Source organism: Citrobacter sp. Ce104 (genome assembly GCF_030334595.1).
GTDB classification, from domain to species: Bacteria; Pseudomonadota; Gammaproteobacteria; order Enterobacterales; family Enterobacteriaceae; genus Citrobacter; species Citrobacter europaeus.
This window is the reverse complement of sequence record NZ_JAOWDP010000069.1, coordinates 172,196-185,346: the sequence shown is the minus strand read 5'-3', so window position 1 is coordinate 185,346 and position 13,151 is coordinate 172,196. Positions and strand designations below refer to the sequence as shown.

At 52.2% G+C, this 13,151-nt stretch carries 10 protein-coding genes; 3 read left to right on the top strand and 7 right to left on the bottom strand.

Annotation, left to right across the window (positions count from 1 at the left end):
- Positions 1-18: 18 nt before the first annotated feature.
- The 3 genes from OGW16_RS23645 to puuE form a co-directional block, all read right to left on the bottom strand.
- Positions 19-1,029, bottom strand: a complete 1,011-nt coding sequence (locus OGW16_RS23645; RefSeq protein ID WP_043016525.1) for an ABC transporter substrate-binding protein — start codon at positions 1,027-1,029, stop codon at positions 19-21.
- Positions 1,030-1,038: 9 nt separating this feature from the next.
- A complete protein-coding gene (locus OGW16_RS23640; RefSeq protein WP_047411559.1) occupies positions 1,039-3,171 on the bottom strand; it encodes a TonB-dependent receptor in 2,133 nt (710 codons plus the stop codon).
- Positions 3,172-3,385: 214 nt separating this feature from the next.
- A complete protein-coding gene (puuE, locus tag OGW16_RS23635) occupies positions 3,386-4,648 on the bottom strand; it encodes a 4-aminobutyrate transaminase (protein ID WP_286519072.1) in 1,263 nt (420 codons plus the stop codon).
- Positions 4,649-4,753: 105 nt separating this feature from the next.
- Between puuE and pdxR the strand changes: the two genes are divergently transcribed.
- The gene (gene pdxR, locus OGW16_RS23630; RefSeq protein ID WP_087053214.1) at positions 4,754-6,229 is read left to right on the top strand and encodes a MocR-like pyridoxine biosynthesis transcription factor PdxR; all 1,476 of its coding nucleotides are present in this window, start codon (positions 4,754-4,756) and stop codon (positions 6,227-6,229) included.
- A 43-nt stretch (positions 6,230-6,272) separates the two neighbouring features.
- On the opposite strand, the gene OGW16_RS23625 is transcribed toward pdxR, so the two are convergent.
- From OGW16_RS23625 to OGW16_RS23610, 4 genes are all read right to left on the bottom strand, one after another.
- On the bottom strand, positions 6,273-7,481 hold the full coding sequence (locus tag OGW16_RS23625) for a cytochrome c (protein WP_087050622.1): 1,209 nt from the start codon (positions 7,479-7,481) through the stop codon (positions 6,273-6,275).
- A 3-nt stretch (positions 7,482-7,484) separates the two neighbouring features.
- On the bottom strand, positions 7,485-9,377 hold the full coding sequence (locus OGW16_RS23620; protein WP_213731854.1) for an NAD(P)-binding protein: 1,893 nt from the start codon (positions 9,375-9,377) through the stop codon (positions 7,485-7,487).
- Between the two features lie 88 nt (positions 9,378-9,465).
- Entirely contained in the window at positions 9,466-9,939 is a 474-nt protein-coding gene (locus OGW16_RS23615; protein WP_087050624.1) for an ester cyclase, read from the bottom strand.
- Positions 9,940-9,950: 11 nt separating this feature from the next.
- Positions 9,951-11,378 carry a gamma-aminobutyraldehyde dehydrogenase gene (locus tag OGW16_RS23610; RefSeq protein ID WP_181634655.1) on the bottom strand — a complete coding sequence of 476 codons (1,428 nt, stop codon included), beginning with the start codon at positions 11,376-11,378 and terminating at the stop codon, positions 9,951-9,953.
- A 315-nt stretch (positions 11,379-11,693) separates the two neighbouring features.
- Here OGW16_RS23610 and OGW16_RS23605 point away from each other — a divergent pair, with 315 nt between their 5' ends.
- Entirely contained in the window at positions 11,694-12,419 is a 726-nt protein-coding gene (locus OGW16_RS23605) for a FadR/GntR family transcriptional regulator (RefSeq protein WP_286519068.1), read from the top strand.
- A gap of 24 nt (positions 12,420-12,443) precedes the next feature.
- Positions 12,444-13,142 carry a cache domain-containing protein gene (locus OGW16_RS23600; RefSeq protein WP_043016534.1) on the top strand — a complete coding sequence of 233 codons (699 nt, stop codon included), beginning with the start codon at positions 12,444-12,446 and terminating at the stop codon, positions 13,140-13,142.
- Positions 13,143-13,151: the final 9 nt, after the last annotated feature.

The window sequence follows — 13,151 nt, the reverse complement described above, 5'->3', positions numbered from 1 at the left end:
AGTCTTTACACGTGGACGCTACTCCTGTGGAGGTAACGCATTTAAAATTCGCATCGCCTGCTCCTGAGTAAGCGAATAATCGAAGAACTGGCGATAAAAATCTCGCGTCACGCTGACCATATCCAAACCGCTAAACAGCGCAGGATGCAGTTTTGATGCAGCCCACTGCAGCTGCAGCGCACTTTCAGTACCGTAACGATCCCAAGGGAACACGCCCGCCGGATTACGCCAAACGTTACCCTGCTTAACCGCGTCAAGTTCTTTGAACAATGCCGCGTAGGGTGAATTGCCGATATCACCGCAACCCGCCCCGAGAATAATGACCTGCGGTTGCCAGTAAAGCACCCGCTCAGGCGATACCTCTTTCATATTGCCGTTCACTTCTCCTGCCGCGTTCAATCCGCCCGCAAGCGTAATCCAGGTATCGATCAACGTGTGCCTGCCGTCGACTTTAAGCGGATTCAGCGATTGAATATGGAGTACCCGTGGGCGATGGTTTGCCGTTAATCCCGCCGTTTTAGCCTGCACGTCAGCGAGTACACGGTTTAGATACTGATTGTAAGCCGTCGCCCGGGCGCGCGCTTGCCCGGTACCCAGCACTTCTGCAGTTGTAGTGACCGATTTTTCCATCGAAGCATAGTCAGTAAATGCCATTTCAAGAGTCGGGATGCCCGCCTGGCTGTAACTTTGAGCATCCCCTTTTCCTTTTGCCACAAACAGCACATCGACGTGCCGGGCCAGCAAATCCTCACTATTGAATGATGTTCCCCGTATCTGTAAGGCTTGTCTCAGGGAAGGATTGATTTTGAACATCCAGGGCTGGTTCTCCTCATGGTTCACCGTCGCAACAATGTTACGGCCAGCACCCAGCGTCATCAGTACCGAATGATGAGCAAACCAGCCATCAGCAATACGCTCAACTTGCATGGGAACGGTAACCGTGTGACCAGCATCATCCACAACCTGGCGTGTTGCCAGGGCAGGAAACGCCAGCCACACACAAAGCAGCCATGTGTGGCACGTTTTCATGAGTAACCTCTAAAAATCAACCTGAACAGAAATCTGAGCCTGACGCGGTGCGCCAAGTTGCGCGCTGGCAGCCCCTGCCCCCGTGTAACCGGTCAATGCGCCGGGAACAATATTGGTCCAGTAGTGACGATCGGTGAGGTTGGTGATATCAAACCGGAAGGTGGTTGGCGTGTTCCATAGCCTGGTGGCATAACGCGTGCCGATATCCACCGTGGTGTAACTCCCGACCCAGCTGTCATTGGCGTTATCGGTAGCCCGACGCCCGACATAATGCACGTTCGTGTCGACATCCAGTCCTGGAACCCGTTCAATGGTGTAGATCGCGAGGATATTCGAGGCGAAGCGTGGTAAACCAACAACTTGCTTACCATCCGCATTGCTGGCCGCGGTATTATGTAGCACCGGATCAAGCCAGGCTCCGCCGCCTAACACGCGCAAATTTCGGGTAATATGCCCATCAGCCATCAGTTCCAGTCCTCGGTTTTTCTGCGTTCCGTCCTGGGCAAAATCACCGTTGTCGTTGGTATAGGCAAAGGGGCGTTTAGCTTCAAACAGCGCAGCGGTAAGCAGCAGATCCTTTACTGGCGCATATTTTGCGCCCACTTCAACCTGGCGACTACGGTAGGGATCTAATACCTGCCCGGCATTGCGCGCCCCAGCGGGTGCGGTATCGCCCTGCTGCAAGCTGTCCGCCCAGGTGGTATACAGCGTGACGCTCTCCACCGGTTTATACATCAGGCTGGTAGAACCGCTCATGCCATTGTCTTTCTGACGGCTACTTTCATGCCCAGTTTTGTTGTAGTTACTGACGGTAAACAGGTTCTCACTACCGGAAAGCAGCAAGCTCCACTGCGGGGAAAAATGCAGCGTATCGCTTAGCAAAAACGCATGCTGAGTGGTCGTTGCTGAATGATAGCGATCGTTAAAGTCCGGATATGGTGGTCGTGGGTAGTCGGGATGTTGATCAAGAGAAGAATGCCCAAGGGTGAAGGTTCCCCCGTTTCTGGGATTATAGTTTTTCCATACAAATCCACGCATTCCGGTAGAAATGTCCTGCGTCAGCCAGCCGGTATCAATGCTACCGGTCAGGTTCGCTAAATAACTGTTGATGGTAAAGCGACTGGCCGCCGAATTGGCGGTTGTGGTGGTGTAATCTCCCCGATTATTCGTCAGAGTGTTAGTCACTGCCGTCGATTCTCGATCTGCGACCTGGTGTAGCGCCCCCAGATCCAGCATCCAGTTACCGTCAAAATCATGCTTAATATGCATATCGGCGGTGGTCGTTTCGTCATCATGACCCGCATAAGACTGACCATATTTACTGTTCGTAGGATCAAATGCCGTGGGGAAGTGAACGCCCTTCGCCAGGGCAAAACTCCCTGGCATGCCTTTTTCATAGTAATGGTAATAGCTGAAATTACTCTCCAGCACCGTTTGATCTGTCAGTTGAAAATCCAGCCCTAATCCTGCGTACTGTCGACGGACATGGCTATCGGTGGTGTAACTACGGCCCTCATCATTTAGCAAGTTAAGGCGATATTTCACCCGGTCTCCCTCATCGATTGGGCCGCTGAAATCCATCGACGTCAGCGTTCCCGACCCTGTACCTTGCCCTACGGTTACGCGATGTAACGGCGTATCGACAGGTCGTTTAGACACCAGATTAAACATCCCCGCCGGATTGGCTGGGCCGTACAATGATCCGGCTATTCCATTCAACACGTCTATGCTCTGGAACTGTTCAGTCGAATATTCCGTCGTGGAGACGGCGTTCAGGCCATCAATCATATGGTTCTGTACCACACTCCCCTGCATGCCGCGGGTTTGCGGGCGGACGCCGTCCCCCTGAACGGAAGGTAGGTAACGATAGGCATCTTTCACGTCTTTGATCTGTTGCTGATCCAGCACTCTTTTCGACAAGGTCTGTACCGACCAGGGAACATCAATCAGCTCACGCTCGCCAAGGCTACCTAACATTGCTTTTTTTTCACTCGCCGGCGGTTCATGTTTCGAAAACGAGGATTGTGACGAGGCGGGCGCCGAAACGATGACGGTATCTTCAGCATGCGCGGTTACGGCGGTGGAAAGACAGGCAAAGGTCAACAACCCAGAGGCTACTGGGGTAATTTTGTTATTTAACATTCGTTAATTCAGTTTGTTAGGTAGAAAGACTGGAGGCCACTAACGCAAGCGCCTTCTCTTGAAGAGTACAGTTGTTATATTTGTATGATGAATAGGATAGACCCAATCGATATGTATGTAAATATATAACGACGTGTAATTGGTCAATTTATAGCAACAAAAAAGCCGACGGTGATGACGACCGTCGGCTATGAGTATCCTTTTGACTTATGGATTATTTGGTTGCCGCTTTGATGATATCAAGCGCTTTGGCGAACTGATCCTGCGGAATGGTCAGCGGGTAAAGGAAACGAATAACGTTGCCATATTGACCGCAGGTCAGCAGTAGCAATCCTTGCTCAAGGGCTTTCTTCTGCACGCGCTGTGCGGCGGCGGCGTTGGGTTCTCCCGTCGTTGCATCACAGAATTCAGCGGCAATCATAGAGCCTAAGCCACGCACTTCGGCCAGTTCAGGACACCCTGTTTGCGCCTCGGTCAGAGTGGCGCGCAGTTGTTCACCGAGGGCCGCCGCACGCTGGCACAACTGTTCATCACGAATGATATCCAGCACCGCATGAGCCGCCGCAATCGACAGCGGGTTCCCGGCGTAAGTTCCGCCCAGACCACCCGGCGCTGGCGCGTCCATGATTTCGGCTTTGCCCACGACGCCTGACAGCGGCATGCCGCCCGCAAGGCTTTTTGCCATGGTCATCAGATCCGCTTTATCAGCGTAATGATCCATCGCAAACAGCTGGCCCGTACGGGCAAACCCGCTTTGCACCTCATCAGCGATCATCACAATGCCATGCTCGTCGCAAATACGGCGGATGGCGGTCACAAATTCCGGCGGCGCTACTACGAAGCCTCCTTCGCCCTGGACGGGTTCGAAGATAATCGCCGCAACCTGGGTTGGATCGATATCGGCTTTAAACAGGCGCTCGATCGCTTTTATGGAGTCTGCCGTAGAAATCCCCTGAAATTCAGAGGGATACGGCGCATGGTAAATGGAGCCAGGGAACGGGCCGAATCCTTTTTTATAGGGCGCTACTTTGCCGGTTAACGCCATCGTCATGTAAGTACGCCCATGAAAACCGCCGCCAAACGCGATAACGCCAGGACGGCCGGTATGCGCGCGGGCGATTTTCACTGCGTTTTCTACCGCTTCAGCCCCGGTGGTGAAGAACGTGGTTTTCCGCTTACCGTCGATTGGCGCAACGGCGTTGATTTTCTCAGCCAAAGACACATAGCTTTCATACGGGACAATCTGATAAGCAGTATGGGTAAAAGCCTGAAGCTGTGCTTCGACTGCCTGCACCAGGCGAGGATGACGGTGTCCGGTGTTCAGCACGGCAATCCCGGCGGCAAAATCAATGTACTGATTGCCTTCGATATCGGTAATCGTGCTGTTTTCTGCCGACTGGGCATAAAAATCACACATTACACCCACGCCACGCGGGGTGGCATCCAGACGACGTTGTTGCAGGTTTTTATTGTTCATTCTTACACCTTGTCCATTAATACATTTAGGTTGAATTACCCTTTAAATTTAGACGCCGTCTGGTACTTTAATCGAGAGCCAAATCGTTTTATTTTAAGGATCCAAATGCGTTCACTTGCCGGAGATGTGATCAAGCAGGCATTTAGCCAGCAGCCAGATGAAAAACTGCATCGTCGTCTGTATGCCGCCATTTGTAGTTGCATCCTCGAAGGTAGCCTGAAACCGGCTACCCGAATGCCTCCGTCGCGTGATCTGGCAGGAGAGCTGACGCTATCGCGCAATACCGTCCTGCGGGTTTACGAGCAGTTGCAGGCCGAAGGCTATATTTCTGCGCGTACCAGCAGCGGCACATTTGTCACTGACAGCGTGCTGGACAATCTCAACCTGCGTCCCAATAAAGAACCTGTTGCTGCCACTCTGGAGGATCACACCCGCTTATCTGCCCGCTGCCTTGAGCTGTTGGGTCATGCCAGCGCCAGTCCCCGTCAGTGGGGGGCATTTATTCCAGGCGTACCTGATGTAGAGCATTTCCCTCACCGGGTACTCAAAAAAATTCAGGACAGGCTGGCGAGACGCCTGCGTCCGGAGTTTCTTACTTACGATGCCGCAGGCGGCGTGAATGAGCTAAAAGAAGCGCTGGCAGACTATCTGCGAACCGCGCGTGGCGTGCGGTGTTCGCCGGAGCAAATTCTGATTACTGAAGGTATTCACCAGGCGCTGGATCTGGTGACCCGAACATTATGCAACCCCGGTGATAATGCCTGGATTGAGGAGCCGGGCTACTGGGGAATCAAAAATATTCTGCGCATCAATGCGGTAAATTTTTCGGCTATCCCGGTTGATGAACAAGGCATGGTCCCTCCGGAAGCTGGAGAGCCTGCGCCAAAACTTATTTTTGTGACACCGTCACATCAATATCCTCTCGGTTCGGTGATGAGCCTCAGTCGCCGTCAGCAACTTCTGTTTCGCGCACGCGAAACGCGAAGCTGGATAGTGGAAGATGACTATGACAGCGAGTTCCGCTTTTCAGGTCAGCCGATCCCCTCTTTGCAGGGACTGGAAGAAGAGACGCCGGTCATCTATATCGGGACATTCAGTAAGACACTCTATCCTGCGCTACGTCTCGGGTATGTGGTGCTGCCCAAACCGCTAGCCGCACCGCTGAAGAAAGTTCATAACGACCTCTATCGCGGCGGACATTTGCTGATTCAGGCCGCGCTGGCAGAGTTTATCCGTGAGGGTTACTACGCGGCGCACATACGTAAAATGCGCCAGCTGTACAGTCGTCGTCGTCAGACACTGGTGGAGCTTATCAGCCGCCAGCTTGGTGAGCATTATCTTGGCTCTTTCAGCAGCAACGCCGGGCTACACATGATTCTACAGTTGCCCGCCGGGAGCGATGACGTTGTTATTGCCCAACAGGCGAACACACAAGGGCTGCTGGTGCGCCCGCTGTCTCGCTACTACGTGAATGAAGAGAAGCGCAGCGGACTGCTGCTGGGATTTGCCAGTATCGAAGAGCATGAAATGGCGGCGGCGTTTACACGACTGGTGGGTATTATCAGAGTAAACGCCGTATAAGCACTGCCGGATAGCGGCGTAAGCGCCTTATCCGGCATGCTGTTTAATGTGACGCTTTTTTAACGCCAGCCAGGTCTTCCTGGCTTACTTCGCCATTCCCTTCTCCCCAACTCTTACGCACGTAGTTAATCACGTCGCGCATTTCGGTGTCGTTTAACAGGCCACCGTACGCAGGCATCTTAAAGGAGACGTTGCCACGCGTAGTCGGTGTTTCTGCGCCGTGGGCAATCACTCTGAACAGTGGCGTCGGGTCATCAACCATGACCAACGGGTTATTGATCAAAGAAGGCGCGTTATCATCCGTACCTTTCCCTTCCAGTCCGTGACAGGTGGAGCAGTAGCGGTTATAGGTCACTTTGCCCGCCTCGGGTGAATTCGACCAGGATGCAGTAGTCGATGCGGTACGCCCCGCTTCAGGCTTCGCGCTTTTCAGGCTCAGCAGATATTGCGCGATCGCCGTGGCATCTTCATCAGTCAGATACTGCGTACTCTGCGTAACGACTTCAGCCATCGAACCAGAAACCGCGGCATGTTTGCTTTTACCGGTCAGCAGCAGCGATTTTAACGCCTGCTCTGACATTCCGCTGCCCCGCAGCGAAGGCGCATACCAGCCGTCGATCATCGCGCCGCTCAGGTACTCGGCATCAGCATTGGTATACGCTTTTTCGTTCATCGCCATGCCTCTCGGTGTATGACATGAACCGCAGTGCCCAGGACCTTCCACCAGATAAGCGCCCCGTTTTACCAGGGCAGCGTTGTCATCTGGTTTCGCATTCACTGCTGTCGTTGTTGGCGCGTCGGTAAACAACCAGTTCCAGATATGCAGTGGCCAGCGGGCGGAGAGTAGCCACGGAATAGCATTCTCTTTATTGGGTTGCGCAGACGGCCTGACATCATGCATAAAATAGCGATACAACGCCTGAACATCCGCGTCAGAAAGTTTTGCATAAGAGGGATAAGGCATAGCCGGATAGAGCGGATGACCGTCTTTGGCAATTCCCTGACGTACCGCCTTTTCAAAATCCTCGTATGAGTAATTACCAATACCCTGCGTCTTGTCTGGGGTAATGTTGGTCGAATAAATATCCCCTACCGGGGTAGGAAACTTTTTGCCACCCGCCATCGCAGCACCACCTTCAGTGGTATGGCAGGCCACACAGTCTGAGATTCGCGCGATATATTCGCCATTAGACTCCGCAGCGCTAACAGAGGCGGTAAATAAACAGGCGGCAAGAACGGTTACATTACGCATAGATCACCCCATATCCTTGAGTTCATTAACCGCACGCCATGCCTGGTCGATCGCCGTATGGGCATAAGCACTCCAGTCAGAATCGGAGTTAGCGATGGCGATGCGACCGACTGGCTGACGCGCCCGCTCGATAATTTCTGGCATTTTATCCATATCATCGAATAACGAGTTGGGGTAATACGCATAGCCATGCGCCCAGCGGTTAACGGTAATGGCGGCGATATCGCGTTGATTATCAAAGCCCGTTGAGCCGAACATTTCCTGCAGCTGGGAGCGAATCATCTCCTCATGCGCCGCAAATGTGGTCCCCAGTAAATAGGCTCGTCCCAGACGGAACTGCTCTCTGGCCGACAGGTTACTGCCAGGATAGGTAGGCACATAGACCATGTGAATGACCATTGGATCGTCCGGTGAGGCCGGATGTTGGTACCCGCCGATGCTGACCGGATAGTCGAGCTTAACCCTGCTATAGGGAGCAGCCGGAGAGTAAAATTCATGTACGCCAAGCTGTTTGAACGCCTGCCAGTTTTTGACCACCACGTTGGTGTACACCAGCGGTGCTTTCACGTTCAGTTTGAGATCCGCCTGCTGCTGTTCCGGCATCTCGGGCACCAGATACGGGATCATCATGTTATAGCCTGCCATGATGGTGTTCTTACCGCGCACACGGTGCATTTTTCCGTCACGCAGATAGGTCACCACCACGCCATCCTGTACGTTGGCCGCATTTATCACCGTGCTGTTCAGGCGCAGACGCGTGGTGTTTTCTGGTAGATCCAGCTTTTCGTAATGCAGTCTGGCGAGAACAGAGTCTTCCATAGTGTTACCCGGTAGCGCATCCGGCAGCATATACCTGACTAACAGTCGGGCCAGACCGGCGTTACCGTCCGGGAAATGGTAAACATACGGCTCTTCGAGGTCGGCCAGCGACTCTCCGTCCAACGGCGGTAACCCCATCCCTTCCATGCCGGGTAAGGCGCACGCCCTGGCATCGCTGCAGGAGATGCCTTCAATGCCGATGGCAAAGAAGTCATTGGAACGCTGCTGAAAATAGAGCAGCGCCATTTTGCTCAAACCAACTTTTGTTGCTAAAAATTCACTGTAGCTGTGGGTATCCAGCCATTCCATTTTCTCATCGACCGTCATCCCCGGAAGGTAATCGCCAGGACGTACGTGCAGGTCGATCAGTGCTTTTCTGTCGTTCTCACTTAGCGGGAAATCATTGATAAAGTCTTCAATTTTACGCCCATTGAGCCTGTCCGGCGGGATATCATCAGATACCGCGCGGCCCGGATCGCCGCTGACGATTTTTGTTTCGCCAAAATTCTTTTTGTCGAAGAAAACGCCGCGACTGAGCTGCCAGTCGGGGTAGAAGTTTACGTCAAAACTCTCTTTTAACCGCGTGACGCTGACGCCCACGGTTTCCATCAGTTTTTGTACCTCAGGACTGAAATTATGCGCGGGTGACTGGAATGCTTCGCTGCCGCCATAACCGAGTAGTTTCTTGCCCGAGCTGGTAAATTCATTACGTTTGGCATGCCCGCCAAAATCATCATGGTTATCGAGGATCAGGACCCGGCTATTTTGTCCGGCAAGTTGTCGCCAGAAACATCCGGCAGCCAGCCCGCTAATCCCGCCCCCCACTATCACCAGATCGTACTCTTCCTCAACGGGCAGAGCGTTTAGATCAAAATGCTTATGCTCGCGGCCTAGCGCATGCGCCATTTCAAACGATCCAGGATGATTACCCCGCAGCCCCGTCAGCGCGGGCGGATAATAGTGTCCATCTATAAATGCGTTTCCCTTTCCTGCCGCCCTGACCCATTCCAGCGGAGTAAGCCCCGCCGCAATAGTCACCGCGACGCCGTTGAGAAAATCACGTCTGGTAATTGCCATTAACTTTTTTCCTTATTGCTACACACTGCCCTTAATACGACACAAATAAGAGATATACCCCTTCAAATTATTAAAGGGGTACAGCCGACTACTTCACTGGCTTTAACTCTTCGTCCAGTTTTTTAGAATCATAATAGTCACCCTGCCAGGTGATTTTTCCTGCTTTAACATGAATATAGCTGACGCCTTCAAATTTGATCGGATTATTTGTCGGCGGACTCCCTGCCCATTCACCACTATTTTTTCCTGAAAATTCCCAACGGAATGCCACGGTATCTTCGTCGTAGACGGGTTTACCCACCATTTTCCAGCTCAGGTCTGGCACCGCCTTAATAAAAGCACCGATGACCTCTTTTTCCGCTTTTTCTCTGCCGTTTATTGGTTCGCCCGCAGCGGCATCATAATAGACCGCATCATCAGCAAGATATTGAGCGGCTCGCGAAGCATCGTGCGCATTCCACGCCGCCATATACTCTTTCACGGTATTCAGCGAGGTGCTTTCTGCCAGACTAAAGCCCGAGAACATCACTAATGAAAGCACCGCTATTCTTAATGTTTTCATCGTCATCCTCTCTATTCAGAAATGTCACACATGATATGTTTCACCCGAGTGTATTCTTCGAGCGAATAGGATGAGAGATCTTTGCCATAACCCGATTTTTTGAACCCGCCGTGCGGCATTTCGGCGCACAGAGGAATGTGATTGTTAATCCACACCGTGCCAAAATCGAGGTCAATGCTGAAGCGCTGCGCGCGACCATGGTTACTGGTCCAGACGCTGGCGGCAAGACCATACTCCACATCATTCGCTTTGTGTAGTACTTCTTCGTCAGTAGAAAACGATTGAATAGTCATTACCGGACCAAATACTTCATGCTGAATAGCTTCATCATTTTGATGCAATCCGGAGACGATCGTCGGTTCAAAATAGAAGCCTGGCCCTGGACCGGCGCGTCCACCGGTTTCAATTTTTGCATGTGCTGGTAAACGTTCAATGAAGCCTTTCACCTGCTCCAACTGATTTTTGCTATTTAATGCGCCATACAGCGCCTCCTGGTCCTCTGGCGGTCCAAATTTAATACTCTTCGTTTTCTGGATCAGCTTTTCCAGAAACTCAGCGTAAATGGACTGTTCGACCAGGATACGCGTAGCCGCCGTGCAGTCCTGCCCGGCATTGAAAAAGCCTGCCGTGGCGATTGTCGCAATCGCCTTGTCCATATCCGCATCGGCAAAAACCACCGCGGGCGCTTTCCCGCCCAATTCCAGATGCGCCCTGGTCAGGTTTGCCGCAGCCGAAGCCGCAACCTGCAGACCCGCACGGACCGAACCGGTAATCGAAACCAGCGAGGCTTTCGGGTTTGAAACCACCAGCGAACCGGTGCTGGCTTTGCCCAACACGACGTTAAATGCTCCTCTCGGGAACAACGGGGCAGCCAGTTCGGCCAACAGCAGCGTGCTGATCGGTGTGGTGTCGCTTGGTTTTAATACAACCGTGTTGCCTGCCGCCAGCGCTGGCGCAATCTTCCATACCGCCATCATGAACGGGTAGTTCCATGGCGTAACCTGGCCAACAATACCCAGCGGTTCGCGGCGGATAGTTGAGGTAAACCCGGCGGAATATTCTCCTGCCGCCTTCCCTTCAAGACAGCGCGCCGCGCCGGCAAAAAAGCGGATGGCATCGCAGGATGCCGCGATCTCTTCTTTCTCAATAAAATGGCGAAGCTGACCGGTTTCCTGGCTCTGCGCGTTTACTAACCGCTCAACGTTGCGTTCAATCTCATCAGCCAGGCGCAATAACGCCTTTTGCCGCTGTGCCGGCGTCGATTTTCTCCAGATGCTATACGCCGCCTCCGCCGCCGAATATGCCTGCTCCACCTCTGCCGCGCTGGCGTTAGGAGATAATGCGTACGTTTCGCCGTCAACCGGACTCACCAGCTCGAAGGTGTCTTCGCTGCTGCCTGCTACATATTGCCCATTAATAAAATGCTTCAGGGTTTTCATACCTGTCTCCTGCCAGTTAATACATAAAGAATCTTATGTAATATATATATTGTAAAACATTTTCAAATGCGCAACATTGACACTATGATAAGCCTCGCATTTTTAACTTAATTTTCACATTTACAAGGTAAGGTTTTTCATCGTGAGTCAACGCGTTATGCCCGGCTCATCATGAGGTTATCGGGACACACATTCGCCTGTGCAGTTATGTTGCGCCCAGGCATGTAAAATGACTCGGCCATTCTTACCTTCCTTGCCCGACGGGCATGTGTTAAAAATGGTCGTTGTTTCAGGGAATTGAGTACAGAAAAGATTATGATTACTCACGCGGTCATATTTGCGCCTATCGGGCAGGTCAGTCGTTCAGACCAGATAGTGCAGCGCCTTTCAAACGCCATTATCACGGGATTGCTGGAGCCAAAAGAACAGCTCCCCAACGAAACTGATTTGGCAAAGATGATGGGTGTCTCACATATCACCATCAGAGAAGCGCTAAACACGCTTCGGGCTAATAATCTTATCCATACGGTTCGTGGGCGTAATGGCGGAAGCTTCGTATGCGAAAACATCGATGGCAAAAACATCGCTCTGCATCCGTTCAAAGCAATCAGCACGGATTACCTTTCTGATCTGGGTGAAATGCATTGCGCCATTATCAGCCATAGCGCAAGGCTGGCCTCCAGACGGATGACAAGCGCGGATATCGCCAAATTTCGCGAGTTTGTTGAAGTACTCAGTAAAGCAAACTCACCTGAACTGATGACCCAGGCCGATATGCGTTGCCTGCTGGCGATAGCCGCCAGTTCGCATTCGGCGCGGCTGGCCAACCAGGAGCTGCAGGTGCAGGCTGAATGGGCATCGCTGGTGGCGATACTTTATCGTGCAGACAACATTCATGCCGAAATTATCGCGCTTTATTCGGCGTTGGCCGATGCGCTGGCGGCGCACAACGAGGCGGAATCTGTGCAGCTTGCCACACGGATCATCGACACGTTTACCTATTACCTTATTGAAAAAAAGCTGAAATATAACGCGAACTGACAATCAGTGAAGGCAGGACAGATAATGAGCTCTTCGACATCCTTAAGCGCATTAATTCGTAAAATTGATGATATTACCGCCTCTACCGTAGATTCTACCGTTGCGCTGGCGAGGAGCATCCATGAGGCGATTTCCGGGGTGCAAAAGCCCTCGGCAGAGGTTGTCCTCGATCCCTCGGTGAGATCGACCGTTCAGCAACACATCAAGCGCACGCTCAACGACAATCATTACTGTTCAGGAGCCGGGTTTGCCAGCCATATTGAGAGTACCGCAACAACAAAAGAGTATTGGCTGCTGGAATGGTGGTATAAAAAGGATAATGGTTTGAGTCAGGCGCACCTCGATTTGGATCAGGCCACACAACAACGACTGGATTTCAGAACCTTCGAGTGGTTTAAACACTCACCTCCGGCAGGAAAAGCCTATATCCACGGTCCCTACGTCGACTATATCTGCAATATCTCCTATACCCTGACCTCGGCAGTACCAGTCTACTACAACGATCAGTTTCTTGGTGTCGCTGCCGTCGACCTGCTGGTTAGTCAGATAGAAGCCGAACTGCTCTCCTGCGCTCATCCTGATTATGTGATTCTGACCAATCTGGAAAACAGGATAATCTTCTCCAGTTGGCCGCGCTTTCGCGTGGGTGAATTACTCGCTCCAGCAAATAGTAGTGTGGTTTATCAAAGCGACTACTTTATCCTTTATCACTATCAAAACTAAGGGCCCGAA

Coding starts and splice junctions, on each gene's coding strand:
- OGW16_RS23605 (WP_286519068.1), top strand. CDS start 11,694: ATGATTACTCACGCGGTCATATTTGCGCCTATCGGGCAGGTCAGTCGT.
- OGW16_RS23615 (WP_087050624.1), bottom strand. CDS start 9,939: ATGAAAACATTAAGAATAGCGGTGCTTTCATTAGTGATGTTCTCGGGC.
- OGW16_RS23645 (WP_043016525.1), bottom strand. CDS start 1,029: ATGAAAACGTGCCACACATGGCTGCTTTGTGTGTGGCTGGCGTTTCCT.
- pdxR (WP_087053214.1), top strand. CDS start 4,754: ATGCGTTCACTTGCCGGAGATGTGATCAAGCAGGCATTTAGCCAGCAG.
- puuE (WP_286519072.1), bottom strand. CDS start 4,648: ATGAACAATAAAAACCTGCAACAACGTCGTCTGGATGCCACCCCGCGT.
- OGW16_RS23640 (WP_047411559.1), bottom strand. CDS start 3,171: ATGTTAAATAACAAAATTACCCCAGTAGCCTCTGGGTTGTTGACCTTT.
- OGW16_RS23610 (WP_181634655.1), bottom strand. CDS start 11,378: ATGAAAACCCTGAAGCATTTTATTAATGGGCAATATGTAGCAGGCAGC.
- OGW16_RS23620 (WP_213731854.1), bottom strand. CDS start 9,377: ATGGCAATTACCAGACGTGATTTTCTCAACGGCGTCGCGGTGACTATT.
- OGW16_RS23625 (WP_087050622.1), bottom strand. CDS start 7,481: ATGCGTAATGTAACCGTTCTTGCCGCCTGTTTATTTACCGCCTCTGTT.
- OGW16_RS23600 (WP_043016534.1), top strand. CDS start 12,444: ATGAGCTCTTCGACATCCTTAAGCGCATTAATTCGTAAAATTGATGAT.